The organism is Pedobacter sp. KBW06 (assembly GCF_003852525.1).
GTDB lineage: Bacteria > Bacteroidota > Bacteroidia > Sphingobacteriales > Sphingobacteriaceae > Pedobacter.
Genome location: NZ_QAJL01000001.1, coordinates 730504 through 751996, shown reverse-complemented (window position 1 = coordinate 751996; position 21493 = coordinate 730504). Strand labels below are relative to the sequence as shown.

General features: G+C 43.9%; 15 protein-coding genes. 12 read left to right on the top strand and 3 right to left on the bottom strand.

What is annotated here, in order from left to right; genetic code table 11:
- Nucleotides 1-36 precede the first annotated feature (36 nt).
- On the top strand, nt 37-1146 hold the full coding sequence (locus DBR43_RS02940) for a glycoside hydrolase family 105 protein (protein WP_124577755.1): 1110 nt from the start codon (nt 37-39) through the stop codon (nt 1144-1146).
- 301 nt (nt 1147-1447) lie between these two features.
- Here DBR43_RS02940 and DBR43_RS02935 read toward each other — a convergent pair whose 3' ends face one another.
- Nucleotides 1448-1801 (bottom strand): winged helix-turn-helix transcriptional regulator, encoded by a 354-nt coding sequence (locus tag DBR43_RS02935; RefSeq protein ID WP_124577753.1) that lies wholly within the window; start codon nt 1799-1801, stop codon nt 1448-1450.
- Nucleotides 1802-1894: 93 nt separating this feature from the next.
- Between DBR43_RS02935 and DBR43_RS02930 the strand changes: the two genes are divergently transcribed.
- Both DBR43_RS02930 and DBR43_RS02925 read left to right on the top strand, forming a co-directional pair.
- A complete protein-coding gene (locus DBR43_RS02930) occupies nt 1895-2632 on the top strand; it encodes an SDR family oxidoreductase (protein ID WP_124577751.1) in 738 nt (245 codons plus the stop codon).
- Nucleotides 2633-2720: 88 nt separating this feature from the next.
- A complete protein-coding gene (locus tag DBR43_RS02925; protein ID WP_124577749.1) occupies nt 2721-5171 on the top strand; it encodes a TonB-dependent receptor in 2451 nt (816 codons plus the stop codon).
- A gap of 107 nt (nt 5172-5278) precedes the next feature.
- Here DBR43_RS02925 and DBR43_RS02920 read toward each other — a convergent pair whose 3' ends face one another.
- Both DBR43_RS02920 and DBR43_RS02915 read right to left on the bottom strand, forming a co-directional pair.
- The gene (locus DBR43_RS02920; RefSeq protein ID WP_124577748.1) at nt 5279-5488 is read right to left on the bottom strand and encodes a helix-turn-helix domain-containing protein; all 210 of its coding nucleotides are present in this window, start codon (nt 5486-5488) and stop codon (nt 5279-5281) included.
- A 3-nt stretch (nt 5489-5491) separates the two neighbouring features.
- A complete protein-coding gene (locus DBR43_RS02915) occupies nt 5492-6028 on the bottom strand; it encodes a DUF2975 domain-containing protein (protein ID WP_124577746.1) in 537 nt (178 codons plus the stop codon).
- 259 nt (nt 6029-6287) lie between these two features.
- Here DBR43_RS02915 and DBR43_RS02910 point away from each other — a divergent pair, with 259 nt between their 5' ends.
- The 9 genes from DBR43_RS02910 (at nt 6288) to DBR43_RS02870 (ending at nt 21479) form a co-directional block, all read left to right on the top strand.
- On the top strand, nt 6288-6887 hold the full coding sequence (locus DBR43_RS02910; protein ID WP_124577744.1) for an RNA polymerase sigma factor: 600 nt from the start codon (nt 6288-6290) through the stop codon (nt 6885-6887).
- Between the two features lie 123 nt (nt 6888-7010).
- Nucleotides 7011-8027, top strand: a complete 1017-nt coding sequence (locus DBR43_RS02905) for a FecR family protein (RefSeq protein WP_124577742.1) — start codon at nt 7011-7013, stop codon at nt 8025-8027.
- Between the two features lie 252 nt (nt 8028-8279).
- Complete coding sequence (locus tag DBR43_RS02900; RefSeq protein WP_233602831.1) at nt 8280-11753, top strand: TonB-dependent receptor; 3474 nt, start codon at nt 8280-8282, stop codon at nt 11751-11753.
- Between the two features lie 2 nt (nt 11754-11755).
- A complete protein-coding gene (locus tag DBR43_RS02895; protein ID WP_124577738.1) occupies nt 11756-13510 on the top strand; it encodes a DUF4397 domain-containing protein in 1755 nt (584 codons plus the stop codon).
- A gap of 10 nt (nt 13511-13520) precedes the next feature.
- Complete coding sequence (locus DBR43_RS02890; protein ID WP_124577736.1) at nt 13521-14750, top strand: hypothetical protein; 1230 nt, start codon at nt 13521-13523, stop codon at nt 14748-14750.
- A gap of 2 nt (nt 14751-14752) precedes the next feature.
- On the top strand, nt 14753-15841 hold the full coding sequence (locus tag DBR43_RS02885; protein ID WP_124577734.1) for a fasciclin domain-containing protein: 1089 nt from the start codon (nt 14753-14755) through the stop codon (nt 15839-15841).
- A 20-nt stretch (nt 15842-15861) separates the two neighbouring features.
- On the top strand, nt 15862-17184 hold the full coding sequence (locus tag DBR43_RS02880; RefSeq protein ID WP_124577732.1) for a fasciclin domain-containing protein: 1323 nt from the start codon (nt 15862-15864) through the stop codon (nt 17182-17184).
- Nucleotides 17185-17200: 16 nt separating this feature from the next.
- Nucleotides 17201-18181 carry a fasciclin domain-containing protein gene (locus DBR43_RS02875; RefSeq protein WP_158622405.1) on the top strand — a complete coding sequence of 327 codons (981 nt, stop codon included), beginning with the start codon at nt 17201-17203 and terminating at the stop codon, nt 18179-18181.
- A gap of 22 nt (nt 18182-18203) precedes the next feature.
- Nucleotides 18204-21479 (top strand): carboxypeptidase regulatory-like domain-containing protein, encoded by a 3276-nt coding sequence (locus DBR43_RS02870; RefSeq protein ID WP_233602829.1) that lies wholly within the window; start codon nt 18204-18206, stop codon nt 21477-21479.
- The last annotated feature ends 14 nt before the right edge of the window (nt 21480-21493 follow it).

Sequence of the window (21493 nt, the reverse complement as noted above, 5' to 3'; positions counted from 1 at the left end):
AATCATGGTTTCATAACCGGATATAAATACATTCTAATGAAAAGATACCTTATTGTTGTTGCAATGCTAGGGTTTAGCATTGCAAATGCCCAGATAAAGGAATTCAAAAATTGGCCGAAGGGTAGCGATCCGAAGGAGATCGGGAACCTGTTGTCCTGGCATTTTGTGGAAACTCCACATACCAATTTCGGCATGCCCGGCCTGCCGGGCTCCATTACCTATTCCGAGGTCTGTTCCTGGTACGGCGCTTTAAAATTCGCGGCAACAACCAAAAATCCGGAGCTGTTCAACAAGCTCGATCAAAGATTCAGGCCATTGTTGTACGAAAAGAAAAACCTGCAGCCACGACCTGATCATGTAGACCCCAACATATTTGGTTCCTTACCCCTGGAACTGTTTATGCAGAATAAGAACCCTGTTTACCTGGATATGGGTAAATGGTTTGCCGATCAGCAATGGACGCTGCCAAAAAATACAAAACCTGAATACCAGGCTTTGCTAGACAGGGGCTTAACCTGGCAAACCAGAATGTGGATTGATGATATGTATATGATCACCAATATTCAAGCTCAGGCATACAGGGCTACCGGCGACAGAAAATACATAGACAGAGCGGCCGCTGAAATGGTGGTTTATCTGGATGCTATCCAGCGTCCCAACGGTTTATTTTTCCATGCTGCCGATGTGCCGTTTTTTTGGGGAAGAGGTAATGGATGGATGGCTGCGGGGATGGCTGAACTATTGAGTTCATTACCTAAAGACAATAAAGACCGCCCCAGGATTTTAAAAGCCTATCAGACCATGATGCGAAGTTTAAAGGAATTCCAGACAAAAGAAGGGATGTGGCTACAGTTGATAGATGATGCAGGTTCCTGGCCGGAAACGTCGGGGACAGGTATGTTTACATTCGCCATGATTACGGGAGTGAAAAAGGGATGGTTAGATGCTAAGGAATATGCTCCTGTAGCGCGAAGAGGATGGATCGCGCTCACAAAATATATTGAAGCAAATGGCGATGTGAGAGAAGTTTGTCAGGGGACCAATAAAGAAAACAGCAGGCAGTATTACCTGGATAGAAAGAGAATTACCGGGGATATGCATGGGCAGGCCCCCGTATTGTGGAGTGTTTTTGCCTTGCTTCAATAAAATTATTCCCCCATTTTAGTTCAGAATTTTTATGCCATGACTTCCAGTTATAATTTAAGTTCAGCGTGAAAAAGCTGAACTTAAATTATACTTAATTATCGGACTATAGTTATAAAGTTGATAAAATAGTTTAAGCTGATTTCATTTGAAATGATTTATGCCTTAATCTATATTACAACTTGGTTAAGTGATTGAAAATAAGATGTTTGATGTGTTTGTCAGTCTTTGCCTTCATATTCCTAAAGGCAAAACAACTTTGGAAGTAATAAGATAAGCATAGTTTTAACCTTAAAAACTATACTCATTTGTTCTTGATCTTCTTTCGATGCTTCAAGCCAAATTCAATTAAAGCATTAATCACAGGCAGGGTTTCAATGGCATGATCAGTAAGGGCATAACTTACCGTGACAGGTTTTGTATTGTTCACCGTCCGGGTAACCAGCAGATTTTCCTCTAACTGCTTTAACTCCTTCGTCAACACTTTGGGGCTTATTCCCTTTGTCTTCTCCTGCAGGTCTGTGAACCTCATCGATCCATCAAGATATAAACCTCGCAAAATCACAATTTTCCATTTGCCGCTTAATAAATCAATGGCATCGATCAAGGCCAATTGCCTGTCAATAGTCGGTGCGGATTCACATTTAGAATTTTCCATAAAAACTTCACTATCCCAGAGGTAAGGGATAGCAAAAGTATCGTATTCCCGGAATAATTTTGTTCCATCAAAAGAAATGAAATCATCAACAGCATGAAAATCAACAGAGAAAGCAGTTTATCCGGTAAAAAAGTAGTCTTGTTAGGCGGGACATCAGGTTTTGGTTTAGAGACCGCAATGGCCGCGGCAGATGAAGGTGCATCGGTCATTGTGGTTTCCAGCAGTCGGCAGAAAGTCGATAGTGCTTTGACTGTTCTACCTGAAGGCAGTCAGGGCTTCATTGCCGATCTTGGAGATGAAAAGCAGGTCGAACAGCTTTTCAAAAAGACAGGGGAATTTGACCACCTGGTTTTTACTGCAGGTGATGAATTGAAGTTTAGTAATTTATCTGAATTGGATATTGACGAAGCAAAAGAATCTGTCAACCTGCGCTTTTGGGGGGCAATTATGGCGGTGAAACATGGAGCACCAAAGATTAGAAAGGGTGGCTCCGTTACACTGACCACCGGTGCGCTGGGGAGAAGGCCGAGAAAGGGGACACTCGTAGTCGCAGGAATGGCGAGCGCTATTGAAGGGCTTACCCGTGCGCTTGCGATTGAACTTGCACCAATCAGGGTGAATGCGGTCTGCGCAGGAACGGTGAAGACCGGCCTTTTAAAAGGTATGCCCGAATCGGAGCGGGAAGCTTTTTTCAGCAGGGTTGGAAACAAGTTATTAACCGGCAGGGTTGGCAATACAAAAGAACTTGCCGAAGCTTACCTCTATCTTATGCGTGGTAGTTTCAGCACGGGGCAAATCGTGGTGGTTGATGGTGGCAGCTTACTGGTATAACTCATTAAAGTTCTTATTTAGATTAGTTTTAAATTATTTGTTTAGAATCGTTTTAAATACTAGGTTTGTTTGATCAAACAACATAACCATGATAAGAATTTTTACCAATTGTATTTTTTTACTCTTATTTTCTGCAAGCCTGTCCTTTGCGCAGACCGGAAATATTGAAGGCTCCGTAAAAACCTCTGATGGAAAACCTGCAGACCTGGTAACCATCAACATTAAAGGCACAGGAAAAACAGCATTAACAGATAAAAAAGGAGTATATTATTTAAAGAATGTTAAAACAGGCAAGTATACGCTGACCGCAACATTTATTGGTCTGGCAAAACAGGAATTGGCTGTAGCAGTAAAATCAGGTGAAACCGTTTTTGCTGATTTTATACTCAACGAAAATGCAGATCAACTGCAGGAAGTGATGATTTCTTCAAGAAATGTAAATAGAGTAACCGTTGCAGTGGCAAAAATGCCGCTAAAGAATTTGGAGAATTCACAAGTATATAGTTCCGTTTCTTCCGAAATATTAAAACAGCAAGCCATTAGTAATTATGATGATGCGATGCGGAATATCCCCGGAATATCGAGAACATGGGAATCTACAGGAAGAGGCGGAGATGGAGGCTCTTATTTTGCCCTACGCGGTTTTGAAGCCCAGCCAAGTCTGATTAATGGATTACCTGGCTTAACCAGTGGAAATCTTGATCCGGCAAGCGTAGAGGAAATCCAGGTGATGAAGGGACCTTCGGGTACATTGTTTGGCGCAAGCTTTTATGGCTATGGTGGAATTATCAATACCATTACCAAGAAACCATATGATCATTTTGGTGGCGAAATCGCCTATAATATGGGTAGCTTTGGTTTGAATAGGGTTACCGCTGACATTAATATGCCTTTAAGCAAAACAGAAAAAATTGCACTGCGTGTAAATACGGCCTATCATACTGAAAATAGCTTCCAGGATGCCGGTTTTAAGAAGTCTTTTTACATTGCCCCTAGTCTGGCTTATGAGGTAAACGACAGGCTTTCTTTCCATGTTTTTACCGAAATTTTGCAGGAAGAAAGAGCTGTTGCCCCGGTTTTTTTTAACACCAACAGAGATACTATACTGATTTTTAAAAACCTGAAGGAGTTGAATTTAAATAGAAAGCTCTCTTTTACAAGCAATGATGTTCCGATAAAAAATCCAAGGTATAATCTTCAGGGTCAGATGGTGTACAAATTGTCGGATCATTGGACTTCGCAAACTGTGATTTCCAGAGGAAATGTTAAGTCAGATGGCTATTATAGCTATATCTGGGATGATGCTTCTTTGGGAACAGGTGGTGCAAACAGGGACAATTATTTTGACCAATATTTCCACAAAGAACAACAAACCACCAATACTACGGATATACAGCAGAATTTTAACGGTGATTTTAAGATTGGAAACCTGAGAAACCGTTTTTTGATAGGGCTGGATTATTATACCCGTAATGTAATTGACAATGGTTCAGGTTGGGCATCGGTAAGACAGGTTACTCCGCAGAGCAGCGAGGTTGCCATTGATAAAGGCGGCAATGAGATAAGCCCTGTATTCCTGACACAGGCTTTGGTAGATAAAGCAATAACCGCGGCAGGAGGTGGCAGCCACACCAATATTAAAAACAGCATAACGAGTGCTTATGTATCTAATGTACTTAATTTTAGCCCTTCTTTAAGCGTTATGGCTAGTTTAAGGATGGATTATTTCGATTCTAAAGGAGACATCAATAAAGCCAAAGATCCGACCGACGCTTATCATCAGTTTACGCTGTCACCTAAGTTTGGCCTGGTTTACCAGCCGGTTCTGGATAAAGTATCCATTTTCGCAAATTACATGAATGCGTTTTTTAATGTAAATCCCCGTGAAGTATTTGACGACAATAAAGTAAGCCAGGGGGTAAAGTCATTTAAGCCTGAGCAGGCCAATCAGTGGGAGTTTGGTGTAAAAACCAACCTGTTTTCTGATAAGTTGTTCGCTACTTTCTCTGTATATGACATCAGGGTTTCAAACAGGGTTTACAATACGCCAGTTACCGCAGTACAAGGTGGGAAAACAGGAAGTAAAGGTTTTGATTTTGATTTAAGTGCAAATCCTTTTCCCGGTTTTAATATCATTGCAGGAATTAGCCATTCGCGTATTAAAGTGCTTAAAGGCAATACCGGTACGCCGACAGATTTTTACAACGAAGTTGGAAGATCACCTGGTGGGCAGGGGCCTCAGAATCTTGCCAACTTATGGGCAACTTATAAGTTTGGATACGGTAAATTAAAAGATTTTGGTTTTGGGTTAGGAGGAAACCATGCCGGTGTTTACAAAGTAATAGACAATAGTGTAACGGGAGTTTTTGAACTGCCAGGTTATACGTTGCTGAATGCCAGCTTATTTTATAACTCAAATAAATACAGGTTTACGGTGAATATGAACAATCTGACCAATGAAGATTATTACATTGGTTACTGGTCCGTTAACCCGCAAAAGCCCAGAAACTTCGCAGCAAGCTTTGCGTACAAATTTTAACCCTTGAAGGATTTACTTGTTGTAAATTTAAATGAGCAGTCAAATCATTGTCGTTGATGGCGGCAGCTTACTGGTATCATAATCACAAGGGGCAGTTCCCCTTGTGATTATTTGTCACTTACGTACTCTAAAATATCTCCGGGTTGACAGTCTAAAGCTTTACAAATCGCTTCCAACGTACTAAAACGGATGGCCTTTGCCTTTCCGGTCTTTAGAATAGACAGGTTAGATAAGGTCAGGTCCACTCTTTCAGAAAGCTCATTCAGCGAGATTTTTCGCTTCGCCATCATTACGTCTAAGTTTACAATGATTGGCATGGCTTAAATGGTTAAATCGTTTTCGCTTTGAATCTCTACACCCTTTTTAAATATCGTCGCAATCACATAGATTACTGCTGCCATGATGATAAAGGCTTGCCCATCTGCCCAGAACTCAGTAAGGTTGCCAATATTATAGCCCTGAGATTTCAGGTCATTGGCTGTTTGTTGCGCGATGTAACTCAGCAGGCCAATGGAAAAAGTATAGTAACTCATTTTTGTGATCTGACTGGAGACGAAAGTGTTAAACGGCTTTGACAAATCTAACTTGTGTAACAGCATAACGACGATATAAAATAAATAAGCTTTCAGAACTGAGATCAATATGATAAAGCTGTAGATACTGAAAAAAGCCATTTTGTTGCTGTGGTACATTTGGCTTAAATCCAGCTTTTGATAGAGTTTTGCAACAAATTCAGGTTTGAAGACGCTAAAAATAAAATTGACGATGAAGGCACCTGCTTCTATACACAACCCTACGAAGATGATCCATGCTACAATATGCAGGCCTTTAAATACGATGTTGTTTGTTTTTGACATAGTAGTAAAATTTAAATCATACCTAAATGTAATAAATATTTATTGTTTATCAATAAATAAAGGTTTTTTTTCAATAAAATTATATTTGCCTGACTTTAATTGAAGGGATGTCTGTTTCCCTAACCTTTACCTGATTAAGGATGTTGCTGCTGTTCTGCAAAGACCTGGTTTAAAAGCAATTTCTTAACATAAGTATAATATTGTGCTTTCTGCCCGTCATATTTCATCCGCTAAATTTGCTTCAGCTATTTAATACACCATGGAGCTCCATAAAGACCTTTCAGATCAGCAATTGTTGGATGCTTTTCAATCAGGCAACTTAAAGGCTTATAACCTCTTATTTGACCGGTATTTTAAGCGGATCTATGGCTTTGCTTACTCCCTGCTTAAAGACAGTGAGACGGCAAGGGAAATGGCTATGGATGTCATGATCAGGCTCTGGCAAAAAAAAGGAGAGATTCAATTACAACAAAGTCTGCAGGCCTATTTATTTAAATCAGTCAGAAACTCCATGTGTAACCATTTGCGCAAGGCGAGGATTCTGACGCATTCACTGGATGCCTATCCGGATTACCAGGAACAGTCTGCAGATGCTGCGGATGCTGCCTACCTCTATACTGAACTCGAGACCATATTCGCCGAAAAACTCGAAGGTTTATCTCCCCAGCGCAGGAAGATCTTTGAATTTAGCCGCATTGACGATTTAACCTATGTCGAAATCGCAAAAAGGATGAGCCTCTCTGTAAGCACCGTCCGAAATCAGATGAGTGCAACCCTTAAATATTTTCGTGAACATATGACAGAATACGATGAAGTTCCGGTTTTTCTGCTGCTGGTTTCCGTCTTGTTAAAAAAATAACAGGTATTTCTTTAAAATAATCATCCTGATAATCAGCTTGTTATTTGTTTTTTAAAAATAATTCGCTTGGTCCAATAGTATTCTTTTCTAAAAACCGTGTCTCGCCCTTTCAAATCACTTGGAATGGATCAACCAGTAGACAAACCATTAATCAGGAAATTTATTGCCGGAGCATGTTCCGACATAGAGTTGCTTGCCGTAAACCACTATCTTGAATTGCCTGAGGGGCAGGCGCTTTTTAATGAAGTGCTTAAAGCGCAATGGGAGGAAGCAGAGGATTTCCATCTGGATGATCAGGTTCTTGACAAATGGAAGAAGCAATTGTATGATCAGATAGGGATGCCCCATGCGGACGATGCGGAGCTAAGGGAACCAAAGAGAATTAATTTTTTTATGCGTTATGCTGCCGTTTGGATCATTGCCATTCTTGGTATAGCTACCTATGCTGCGCTGAACTGGAACAGGGAGCCAGATTCCCAAAATAAAATAGCAGAAGTCATCGAAGAAAAGGTTAACCCTTACGGACGACGGAGTTCATTCCTGCTGAGCGACAGTACCCGGGTTTATCTTGGTGCAGGAAGTAAACTTTCTTACGCCAGGAGGTTTTCAGGAAATCAGCGGATGGTGAGACTCAGCGGAGAGGCATATTTCGAGGTGACCAAAAATCCCGCGAAACCTTTTGTGATTTATACGGGCGCAATCAGGACCATGGTCCTTGGTACTTCTTTTAAAATCAATGCATTTGAGGGTAAGCCACTCACCGTTTCCGTCACCACAGGTAAAGTAAGGGTAGACCAGATGCTTGCCAACCAGCAGCCAAAGGAACTGGGCCTGCTGACACCGGGCCATATGTTAAGCTATCATAAGGGCAAGCTGACCGCAGGAACGATGTCCGTTACCGATACGGAAAAATGGAAGAACGGCCTGCTGGTTTTCAATGCAACCCCGCTTCATGAACTGGTGTCCGAAATCGGCAGGTGGTACAATGTTCCTGTCACGATTAAACGTAAGTCGCTCTCCAATATTCCACTTTCCGTTACCCTTGATGCCAATGTCTCCATCAACAAGCTGCTGGATGGATTGTCCATGGTCGGAAATTTCAGGTACAAGCTCAAGAACGGTCAGGTGGTCATTTATTAATTTAAAACACAGATGAAATCGGAAAGGAGCATTATGTAACCCATTCTACTACAAATAAAAACGTCCCTGCCAAAAGACAGAGACGTATTAAGAAGCTATAAGCACGGAGGATTTCGACGTCAGTCCGGCTTATGAACATTAAAAGCAATCCCGGCTGGCCGGGTTAACCCTTAATTTTTCAAAAATATGCAAAAAGGATTATATCAGTATCCTTCAATACCATTAAAAATAAAAGATAACCTCTATTTTATAATGAAGTGTTCATTTATTTCGATTGTCTTCCAGCTCATTGTTGCCAATGTATTGATTGCAAGTTCCGGATACAGTCAGAACCTGGAAAAGAAGGTTCGGCTTAAAATCGAAAACGCAAGTGTTAAAGAAAGTTTGCTGGCCATAGAACAAAGCGGCAATATCCGCTTTATGTTCAGGAATGATGTGCTGACTCCCCTCCGTAAAACGGTCAGCTTAACTAAAGAGGAGATCAGCATCAGGGATGCCATAAACGAAGTATTAAAGCATACCTCGCTGGAATATAAAGTGATCCAGGGTTTTGTCATCATCTTGCAAAAGCCGGTCCAGCAAAGGCTGACGGGGAAGGTCATTGATGCAAATACCAAAGAAACCCTGCCCGGGGTTTCCGTCAGGATCAAGGGGAGCCAGGGTGGCACCACGACCGATCAGAACGGGGATTTCAGCCTCACTGTTGCCAGTCCGGAACCGGTCCTGGTGTTCAGTTATATGGGCTACAATACCAGGGAAGTAAAGGTGGATAAGAGCAACAACGCGATCACTGTGGCCTTAAGCCCCTCCAGTACCGCGTTAAGTGAGGTCACTGTTCAGGCACGCAGAAATACCAGAACCGAGAGCTCGGTACTGGACGAGCGTAAAAAATCCTCCATTGTACAGGATGCCATCTCTGCCCAGCAGATGGAAAGAACAGCAAGTATCACCACCACACAAGCCTTGCAACGGGTTTCCGGAGTTACCATTACCGATGATAAATATGTTGCGGTAAGGGGACTGGGCGACCGTTCGGTGATCGGGCAGTTGAACGGGGTCAGACTGGCCTCTTCTGATCCCGACCGCAGCAGTATCCCGCTGGATCTGGTTCCGGCATCTTTGCTCGATAACATTACCGTATATAAAACCGTGACACCCGATAAACCGGCAGATGCTGCTTCGGGTATTGTAGAACTGAAAACGAAATCTGTACCTGAAAAAATGACCTTTGAGGTCATTACCCAAACGGGTTTTAATTCCAATATAGGCATTGGAGGCAATTACAACAGCTTCTGGAACAGTGATATGGGCTTCCTTGGGACCAAAGTCAACAAGAAGAATTTATCTGCTGATTTTTTAGACCTCTCCAGACAATATCCTGATGGTCTTGGTTCTATACAGAAAATGATTGCGGCAAGCAGTTACAACGCAGATACGCGTAAAGAAGTTTACCGCATCAATAACATCATGCAAGGCTTCGACCCGGTATTGACATCGCAAACCAAAAAAGCACCGCTCAATCAACTTTACTCCGCCACCTTTGGAAACAGTTATAAAGTTTTTGACCGTCATCAGCTGGGGGTTATTCTTGGCGGGAACTACTATCGCCGTACATCGAATATCTATGATGGAGACCTCACACAATATAGTATTTATCAGGGGGTGGTTACCGGTAACCCTTATATCTATAGTCAGCGTAAGATCCCGAATTATACCACCACCAATAATATTGTGATGGGTAAATATCAGACCTATAAGGAACATACAGGAATAGAGACGCTGAACTATGGCATGTTGGCCGGTTTAACTTACCGATTCAATCCGAGACATGAGATCAGTTTCCAGTATCTGGGCAGCTGGGGTGCTGAAAATGCAGCCTCTAACCTACGTGGAGGGTATTATTACGCAGGTTTACCGGGTGAGGTGAACAGTACCACCTATTCACTGAAACAAACTTTCCGGACCTTACATACCTTTAACTTACAGGGGGAGCACAAGCTGCTGAGTACAGAATATTCGCCGAGGTTAAGCTATAATATTGCCACCTCAAAATCCGATCAGAACAACCCGGATTACCGTTTCGTGAATTTGGTGGATTATAAACCAAGAAATGGCGGGGTCTATGAAGTACCGGTGATGAATAATATACCTGGTGCCCCAAATACCAATTACATCTACACCGACAGGTATTATGCATTAACCTCCGGTTATGTGAATGGCTTTGGTCCTTATGGAATCATGCAGGCAGATCCGAATGGAAGACGCTGGCGTAAACTGGACGAGACGAATTACAATTACAAAGCCGACCTGACAGTGCCCTTTTCTTTTTTAGGGCTTAAACAGGAGTTTAAAGTCGGATTTAATTACCTGAACAGGGAACGTAAGTTCGGGGAGAATGTATTGTTTTTGCCGGGATCTAACTTTACGAATTACGGATCTTATGCCGGTGCTCAGCCAGGCAGATTCTCGTACATTCCTTTGTATGACGTAGAAGGTAACCTTAACCGTTTGGTCAGCAATGATGTGATTGGCATCAAAACGCCTTCCGGAGGTCTGGGTGAAGGTGATTTTCCGGTAGGTGGTTTCCTTTACAATATCCAGAAATCCCCAAACAACTACACCGGTTTTTATGAAACGAATGCGATTTATGGAATGCTCGACCTGAAAGTGTCGGAGGCACTAAGAGTGGTTGGGGGTGTCCGTTTTGAAAATACCAATATTCAATCGGCGGTAGATACCAAAAATGTGTTTCTGGATCCTTCGCTGATTGCAGCGAACGAGAACGGAACCATCAACCTGAATCCGCAGAACCCCAATTCTAAGTACAAACAGGGCTACAAACCTTTCTATTCCCTGAATGCCACTTATACCTTAAACGACAATATGAACTTCCGGGCAGCATTTAATACCACACTGGCCAGGCCAGAGCTGAGGGAGATCACAAACATCTATGATTTTGACGCTTTCCAGATGGGGCTTGTGGTGGGTAATAAAAATCTGATCAATCAGTCTACCAGGAATTTAGATTTCCGCTGGGAATGGTTTCCTAATTCAGGAGAGGTGATCGCCGTATCGGCTTTTGGAAAAGAAATCAACAACCAGCTGGTTAAAGTCTTCAGTTTACAGACCCAGGGACTGGCAGCAACCTTTCCTGAATTCCCGGTGATCCAGTTTCAAAATGATCCCAACAAAGGCCGTGTATATGGCTTCGAGTTAGAGCTGGTTAAAAATCTGGGTACCATCTGGGATCCTGCCAAAGACTTCTTTCTGGGATCAAATCTCTTGCTGGCGCAAAGTAACGTCAAAAAGACCCCGGAAAGGCTGGCTGCAAACTGGTCTGTAGACCGGAATGCACCAACCAACAGTCCTTTATTTGAACAGGCGCCATACAGCATTAACGCATGGCTCAATTATGCCAACAAAAAATCAGGTACAGACCTTACCGCCACTTTTAATATGGTAGGGGAGCGTCTGGTACAGATTAACCTGACCGGTGAGCCTGATTTATATACCCGTCCTTTTGCCATGCTGGACCTGGTGTTCAGTCAGCGCTTAAATAAAAGGTTGCTGTTTAAAGGGTATGGAAAAAACATCCTGAACCCGGCAATCAAGACGGTATACTCAAATCCGGATACAGGCGGTAAATGGTATGGCAACGAATATATCAACCGCAGTTATAAACGTGGGGCCGAGTTCATGTTTGGTTTTACCTATAATTTGTTTTAGTCATGAAATACAGCATCATACCCATCCGCAGTTTTCTGCTTTTTATTTTTACTGTTTTGCTGGCCTCAGCATGCAAAAAGGCCAATGTGGATTATACTTACGACTATCGTCGCAATCAGGATGCAGAAAAGCCATCCAATGTACGTTTGGTCAATTTATCCAAAAACAACCAACTGATTGTTAACGGAGATAGTTTAACGAATTTCTTTGTGGCTCCGCAGCGTTCAGGATATATTCCGCCAGAGCAACTGACCCCTCCGGGAACACATTATTTTCCAAAAAATGGTTTCCTGGGGCAGACCTGGTACATTCCTCAGCACCTGTTTCAGAAAGATGGTAAGGCAGACCTGAAAACGACTTTCATATCCACCATTACGAATATCATTCCCTCTCATGAAGTGGAGTTCAGTCTAAAAGAAAGCTATGAACAGCCGAAAGATTATTACCTGCTGATCAATCACGAGGCACTCGTACAGGACCCGACCAAATTACTGGAAGTACCCCGGAGCATCACGAGCCCGGTAAAACCGGACCATTTTAAGATCCGCATCTTAAACCTGTCCAGGAAAATTGCACCGACCTATACGATGGAAGACCTGGCCACAAAACTGAAGCTTGCTTATGCAGATGGAACGCCGGTTAGCGCAGCAACCTCAGGAATTGCAAGCAATACCTGGTCTGAATATGTAGAAATACCTTATGGTACCTATCAGTTTAAAGTACTGACCGAGGATGGCCGGCAGGTGCCTGCCACAGGTCATGCTTATTATAACCACATCAACAGGGCTAATTCTACCATGGAAATGAGCGGGCCTGGTTTTTCGAACGTAAGTTCAGGGCTTACTTATGCACCCATGCGTACTTTTCAACCTGGCGGCGTGTACACCATTGTGATTCACCCGGCAGATTTTACCTGGACTACAGGTAATGATGACATCCGTACCATACAGAATGCTTTCCGTATCATCTCAGATGTGAGCGAGCCTCAGAACATCAGCTATACACAGCTGCAACTGGCCAATACCGTAATGAATCAGGATCTGGTCCTGAATGTAAAGGGGCAGTCTACCGCTGTCACTGCTTATGGTACTGCTTCAGAATATAAACGCGTGGTTGCCGGAAAGCAGGTACTGGAAGTGTTATCCAAGACCGGGCAAACGCTGTTTTCAAAAGAAGTAGAACTTGTAGGAGGTCAGAATTATACTTTCTGGGTATATGCTGATCAGGACAAACAGCTCAAAACCTTGCTCGTGGCCAATAATCTTGCCGGTACCGGTTATACCGGCAACGGAAAGGATGGCACAAACAGTACGATAGACAGGTACCAGTCTGAGTATTATTTCAACTTCAGGTTTTTAAATTTCAGCAACCAGCTGCCTTATGTCACTTTTACCAATGGAGATGGAATACCTTATGCAAAGAATTTAGCCAATGGGACTGGGGTGAATGTACAGCAGGGCATACTCAAAACGGATGAACCCTATGCATCGCTGTTGTATAGTACTTCTGTCTCAGGTGGAAACTATCAGTTTATGGCCTACAGCTCTGCTCCGGCACGTGTTCCGGGAGACTGGCTGAAACAAATCACACCCCTGTCCAGTGAAACTCTCGTAGCAAACAAGAGCCTGTATACGGCTGTAGGACGCAAAGTTCCTGCGCACGAGCCCGGCGTCTATTCTATTGCAGTTATCGGAGATCCGGATAAGAACAGTGCTGCGGAAAAAGCAAGATTTATGGTCATTAAACACACTAAATAGAATTAAAGCGATGAAGAATAAGATTTTAATCCTTTTGTCAGTTATTTGTACTGCCATTTACCTGTCTTCCTGTAAAAAGACAGATTACCGTGTAGTAGAAGATCCTGCCTACATCCGCGTATTCAATAACCTCACCTATACCCTTACCTTAGACAATAAAGAAGAGCTGCAGCCTTTCTTTTGTATGTTTATTGATCCTGAATTTGACGCTACAGGAAAGCCTTCAGGTGGCCTGGTCGTGAGTGATTTTCTGGATAAGCGGGGCATTTATGCTGCGCCCAATGCAGCACATGCAGGATTGAGCACCTCTAAATTTAATCCTGAATATCCGGGAAAGGAACTCGTACCTACAGCACCCATTCTGAATGGCTTTGACCTCACCAACTGGGCACAGGTCAAATCAGGTAAGCGCCGTTTTTTGTTCATGTCGCGCCCGATCAGCAATGTTCCATTTGCAAAGCTTCCGGACGAGCAGCAGCGTAAGGTATTTCTGGATACGGTGATCAACCTTTCTGTCCGGGAAGTATATACCCTGCATGTTTTACAAAAAGACTTTAAGACCAAGAAAAACGGGCTTTATGTCCGTCAGGAAACCTTCCATAAACAAGCCTTTTCAGATACGCTGAGTTATGTTAATTTTTATAACCTGAGTGCAGATGGTTTTATGAGCGCTGCTCCGGAACTGAAGCTGCCTGTACCTGCTACAAGTAGTATGTTCAGGTTTGGCATCCGGGATACCATGAATGTATTTATGACCCATATCAGGACCGATGGAGTGGATTTCCGGGGAAATCCCAAACATGCAAGGATCCCTGCCTTTAGTTTTCAGTTTGCAGGAACGGTTTTCAGAACCCTGCATGATCCAAAGGTGACGCCTTATTATGGTTTCCCTATTTTCTTAAAATCGAATAAAGAGGTTTATTCTGATACCTGGCAGTTTTTACAGTTCTGTGTCCCGCCAATAGATCCGGCAACTTCCATGACCTATGCGGAACCACCTGATGGAGGGGCGGGTGCATCTGTTGAATCGTTAAAGGGAAGGTACGCCTACCTGCGGATGGACCATGTACAATATAATCCGAATTATTATCTGAATGCAGCCTTTCCGGGACTAACCATAAGTACGCATTCAGGGATCTATAACCCCAGGACTTTTGGTGTGGTGAACAGTATAGAAATTGTGAATGGAAACGTTTTCCTGACCACTGTACAGCGCAAATATCCACAACCTATTTATTAATTATGAACGATAAGCTATCAGATATGAATGGTAAAAAAATGATGTTTTACCTGTTCGCTTTTTTTCTTTTATTTTTCAGCGCCTGTAAGCACGATGAGCTTCAGGTCTATAAAGAAAGCGATAATTACAGTAATGCAGCGGATTTTGTAAAGAACAACTATAACTTCACTTTATTGTATGCGGCTTTAAAACAGGTCAACCTGCTGGAGTTACTGAGTAAAGAAGGTCCTTATACCTTATTTGCACCCAGTAATAAGGCTTTCAACGATCTGGGGATTGTACGGGCAGGTGATTTTGCAACCATGAACCAGGATAGCCTGCGCATGATGCTGCAATACCATATTTTGCCCCGTGTACTTTACCGCAATGATGTTCCGGTAAATACCATAGACAATAAGTACGTTAATTTAGCGGGGAAGGAGTTGTTTGTGGGGTACAAGTACGAAAAAGCCTGTGCAAACTGTAACGTCCTCGCAGACCTGTATGTGAATGGCGCTTTGGCGCCAAAGGTCACCCAGAACACGGTGCTGGCCAATGGTGTGCTGCACCTGATCGATAAAGTATTGAAATATCAGCCCAATCTGCAGAATGTTTTATCCGGCAGAAAGGAGTACAGTATGTTTGTTACCCTCCTTAAACGTACCGGCGACTGGGACCGTCTGGCCAGGCCGGATTTCACCACTGTTTTTGCACCGGATAACCAGGCTTTTGAAAAGGCCGGGATCACAAAGCAGCAGCTGGAAAACCTCGATCCTGCCAGTTACCATAAACGCTTATCCCGGGTATACCTGCTGTACAACCATTTTTTCATTTCCGATATGATTATCTATGGAAAACAGGCAGGTTCGGGATATTATGCAGGCCCCTTTTACCGTGTACCTGTTGTGGGGGATGAGGACTATTATTTCGCGATTGCCAGCAATCCGGAGATGGAACCATTTATTGTGGAGAAGCGGCTGGTCAACGGAAACAGGCCACTGCGCAAAACCAATTTACAACCCGGATACCGTACAGATTATAAGGCGGATAACGGGATCATACATGGCATTACAGATCTGCTGGTATTACCCTCAGAAGCGAAAATCAATTAAGGAACAAAAATAAATTGATCATGAAAATCTTTTCATATACTAAATTAACGGCAATGGCATTGCTGCTGCTGTTGATCATCTCGGCCTGCAGAAAAAACGAATTTATGCCTGACCCAATGGGGGAGCCCATTGCAGCGCCCGTTTATCCGGCATTGACGACTTTATTCGACGCGGAATACAGCCTGTTCAGGTCGGCCTGGGAAAAAGCAGAAATGGACAAGCTTTTAGCTGTGGAACGGACACAGTCTAAACTGACCTTTTTCATTCCTTCCAACAAAGCCTTGGAGGAAGCAGGATGGAGCAATGCTAAAATCGGCTCTGCCCCTAAAAATGTTTTACAAGACTTTCTGCGCTATCATATCGTCGGCAGCAGTATCAGTATAGAACAGTTAAAGGCAGCACAAACGGACTTAATCACCCCTTCTTTACTGAAACATCCTACATTCAGGGAAGGCATAAAAAGAGGAGCAGCCGTACTGGGAACTATTCCTTATGAATACCGGCATTCCCTGACCATTAAAGAAGGTCAGTTACTGGACAATGGCATCGGGCTGAAAATAAATAAAGAAGCTGCTGTTGCACAGGGAACAGCACTTTTTATAGATCAGGTGCTGAAAAAGCCCGAAAAACAGATGATTGATGTGCTGCGGGAAGACGGCCGGTTCAGCCTGTATTTAAAAGCGATGGAAATCAGCAATGAAGGTTATCAGGAAGACATGATCATGAACATGTATCCCATTTATGAGCCACCATTGAACTTTTTAGTTGACTTTAACTTTTATTATGAAGGTTCTATTTTTGAAACCCCTGAGTTTCCCCGTCATGTGATCCGTTTTACACTGTTTGCACCAACCAATGAGGCTTTCCGGCAAATGGGGATCCAGAATGAAGCGGATCTGAGGGCCTTACATCGCCGCATCCCACAACCTGCTTATTTTGGCGATAAAGAACTTACCCCCATAGACAGCTTACTCAGGTACCAGCACACAGGGATGACCTTCAATCAGGTGATCGCTAATGACGATTATACAGTGGTTGGTCTCTCTGTGCAGAAGAAAAGAGACATCAACGATTTAACGTTTTATGGACATATGCTGGATGATAAGATACTGGCAAATTATCCAATCGCTTATGGAACAACAAATGGAGGTGAATGGGTCAGTGCTTATCTGCCTTACCGCTTTAACCGGCTGGCAAACCATCAGTTAGCGGTAAGGCATATTGAGGCGACTCCTCAGCCGGCAACTGTAGTCGAAGAAAACATCAACACGATCCAGGGGCCGGTCCATGCCGTAGACCGGATCTTTGTTCCCAAAGATTTTACCATGTGGCACAAGAAATAAACAAAAAATGAAGGTTATGAAATTAGATAAATACCTGTTTTGCACCCTGTTGTCGCTCGCCTTGTTTTCCTGCAAGAAGGAGGATGGGGAAACCTCGCAAAACCAGAAGAAAAATACATTGACAGATGTAGTGAGGGATAACTTTGGCCTCACTTATCTGGCGACTTCGCTGTATAGAAGCGGAGTAGACGAAACGCTTCGTCAGCCTGGCCCTTATACTTTACTGGCTCCTTCGGATGCCGCCTATAAAGCCCTGTATTATAATCCGGCAGCAGTGTTTGATGAACCCGTAGCTAAACTCGCTGAAGAAAACCGTTACCATGTGCTCAAAGCTGAATTTTCTTTCTCCGGCAAGCCATTGAAAATGAACCAGGAAATGGAAACGCTACTGGGGACAAAAGTTTACTGGAGCCGTGTAAAACGTGGTCAGGATACCATCACCACCATAAACGGGGGACGTGTTTTACAGACCGATACCAAAGCTGACAATGGAACCATGCAAGTCCTGGACCGCGTATTGGTGCCTAATGTTCATGCCACGCTGAAAGAAGGCCTGGCAGCCAATACCAGTGTCACCCTGTTTTATCAGGCTTTGAAGTTTTCCGGATTGCTCGAGACTTTAACCGGCAGTATCGGTTACACGGTTTTTGCACCAAATAATGATGCTGTCAAACGTTATGGTTATGCCAATCTGGAAGCCATAGAACAGGCCAGTCCGGAGGTCCTTAAAGCCTGGTTAAGCTATCATATTGCCAAAGAGCGCAAGTTTGCACAGGATTACTTCCTGCTTACACCTGCAGGGACTACGAGCTATGCAGCGCAGATGCTGAATGATCAGGTATTGACCGTTAACTTACTCGGCGAGTATAATGTGCCCAATAGTTTTACCGGAATAACCCTGAAGGGAACCGGAAATTCATCAGCCATTACCCCTGTAAAAACGGATATCGTGACCGGTAACGGTGTCATCCATGTGATAGGAGAGGTGTTAAAGTAATTCTAAATATTCAAGAAAAGCAATGAAAAAAATCAACAATTCATATCGTTGGTGGGGGATCATAATGGCATTTTTTCTGCTGTTCTCCGCACCAGTTATCAGCCTTGCCCAGGAAACTTCAGGTGCACTGACGGGAAGGGTTACCGATACCGGAACTGAAGCACTGCCTGGTGTTTCCATCATCGCGATACATACGCCATCAGGAACCAGGTACAGTCTTTCTACAGATAAAGATGGACGTTTTACGATTAACAACATGCGTACCGGTGGCCCTTACCGGGTAAGTGCAAGTATGGTGGGCATGCAGACGGATACCCGGGAGGACATCTATCTCCGCCTGGGTACAGCGCAGCAATTGCTATTTGTACTCAGCAACAGCGCACAAACCATGAGCGAGGTAAACATTACTGCCCGTGTCCGGAAACCATCAGCCAATGCTTATGGAACAGGGAAGAACATTTCCGGCGAACAAATCCGTAATATGCCTACGGTCTCCCGCTCCATTACCGATCTGACCCGCTCCACGCCTCAGGGGAGCCGGGACAACAGCTTTGGGGGGACCAACTTCCGCTACAATAACGTCACCATTGATGGTGCGGTAAATAACGATGCCATTGGCTTTAGTCCCTCATTGGGCGGACAAACCGGAACATCCGGAATGAACGGAAGCAGTACCCGGACCAACCCGATTTCTATTGATGCCATCGCGGATATGCAGGTTTATCTTGCTCCCTTCGACGTTAAGATCGGGAATTTTACTGGGGGATCTGTAAATGCGGTTACCCGCGGAGGGACCAATACCTTCAGCGGTTCTGTATATGGCTTCGGCCGGAATGCCGCCATTACCGGCAGCGACCGGGCAGGTGGTCTTGGCAAAATGAACAGCGACTTTTACGATTACCAGACGGGCTTTCGCGTAGGCTTCCCGATCCTAAAAAATAAACTTTTCTTTTTTAGCAATGAGGAAATTACCCGTCGGCAAGACCCGACGCAATTGTATGCAGGGATCACCGAAACCGGGCATATATTTAGCGTGACAGATGCACAGGCCATTGAAACTGCCACAAAAACACGTTACGGCAGTCAGGTAGACCTGGGTACTGCAGGGGTATTTAACACCTGGAGCAAATCACAGAAGTTCTTTAACCGCCTGGACTGGAACATCAGCGACAGGCATCAGCTGGCCATCAGGAACAATACCATTTTCAGCAAAGCCACGCATATGGACCGCGACCAGCAGGACTTCCGTTTCAGCAGCATGGCTTTTTTGCAGGAAAACAATCAGAGCAGCACTGTGGCCGAATTAAAAAGCCGGTTCAATAATGAGTTGTCGGCCAACCTGATCGTTGGTTTTACAAATGTGAAGGACAGTCGCGATCCCCTGGCTGATCCGACTTTGCCCCAGGTACAGATTATGGGCCGTACACCGGGAACGACCATTTATTTTGGTACAGACCGGGAAGCCAGTGTCTTTAACATGAAACAGCAGACCTGGGAATTCACCGCCAATCTGAACTGGACCAAAGGGCGTCATAAAATATTAGTAGGTACGCACAATGAGCTGTACAATATTAAATATGGTTTTGTGAATGCCTGGAATGGCCGGGTAGATTATCTGAGCATTGAAGATTATGTGAACAACAATCCATACCGGGTAAGGGGGAGCTATAATTATCAGAATAACGACAGGAATGAGCTGCTGAATAAGCCCGCGGCAGATTTTAAGGTGAACATGTACAGTCTGTACCTGCAGGATGAATTCCGTATTACGGATCAGCTGAGCATCACACCCGGATTGAGGGCCGATTTTGTCCACCTGCCAACCATGCCGGCGCTAAGCGATAAGCTGCGCAACATCATGACCGATCCGAATTTTGGAAATACCTATACCTATACGCCGCTAAACCGCATCCAGAATAAGTTCTTAAATCAGGTACAGTTGTCGCCGCGTTTGGGTTTCAGGTATGATGCCCTGGCTAACCAGAAACTTATTTTCAGGGGTGGACTGGGCATGTTTACCGGCCGTATTCCTTTTGCCTGGCTTGCCTATGCTTATTACAATACCGGTAACAACTTTGGCGCTATTGACCAGAAAGCCGATCAGCAGCCTTTCGTACCCGGAACAGATCCGGTAAAACCAAACCCGAACGGAATTGCCGGTTTTATCGGGCAAAACGGAACGGTAATTAATGATCCGGGCAGCGGACGTACCCAGGTAGACCTGATCGATAATGATTTTGTCATGCCGAAGGTATTGCGGGGCAGTTTGGGAATTGATTATGAAACAGAAAGCAACTGGCGTTTTACGCTGGAAGGGATGTATACCAAAAGCTTAAAAGATGTATTGTTCCAGCAGCTGAACACCAAAGACAACCCCTTGTATTATGGCTATGACAAGGAGAAACAACAACCGGTTTACAGTGGTACGGTTGATCCCCGTTTTTCCAATACTTACCTGTTGAGCAACACCTCTGAAGGTTATCGCTACAGCCTTAGCGCTACCATCGCCAAAACATTTGCAAAGGGTTTAAATGTCAGTGCCTCCTATACCTACGGACAGTCTAAAGACCTGAGTAATGGGGTGCGTAACTCGATGGAAAGCAACTGGCAACTGAATCAGGCTCTGGTACCGAACAAGCCTTCGCTGAGCTATAGTAACTTTGACATCCGTCACCGTATCGTGTCCAGCATCAGCTACGACCATCAATGGGAAAAAGCGGGTAAAACGAATATCAGTCTGTTCTTTAGCGCACAATCGGGCAGCCCTTTTACTTATGGGATTGTAAACGGAAGTGTACAAGGCCTGCCACAGCAGGTGAGTTTAACTTATATTCCGCTTGCTGCGGAGGCAGTCCGTTATTTTAAAGACATCCCCGGAAGAACGGCAACACAGCAGGCTGCAGAGTTTAATGCTTTCATCGATGGAAATGAATACCTGAGCAGCAGGAGAGGGAAGTATACAGAGCGTAATACTGGAAGAACACCATGGAATGTGCAGGCGGATCTGCACCTGTCGCATGATGTGTTTGTGACAAGGGATAAAAAGCAATTTGTTACGCTAACCGCTGATGTGCTGAACCTGACCAATCTGATGAATAAAGAATGGGGTGTTCAGTATTTCTCCCCTAATAATTTTAACTCCACAAGTAGTGTGGGCTTGAGCCCTTCATTGTTTCCTCCACAGCAAAATTTGGGTAATTATCCTTCGTTTACCTTTAATAACCCTGGTAAACCATATAGTATAGATTATTTTAATTCAAGAGTTCAGCTTCAGTTTGGACTCAGGTATACTTTTTAGTCGCTTTTTAACCA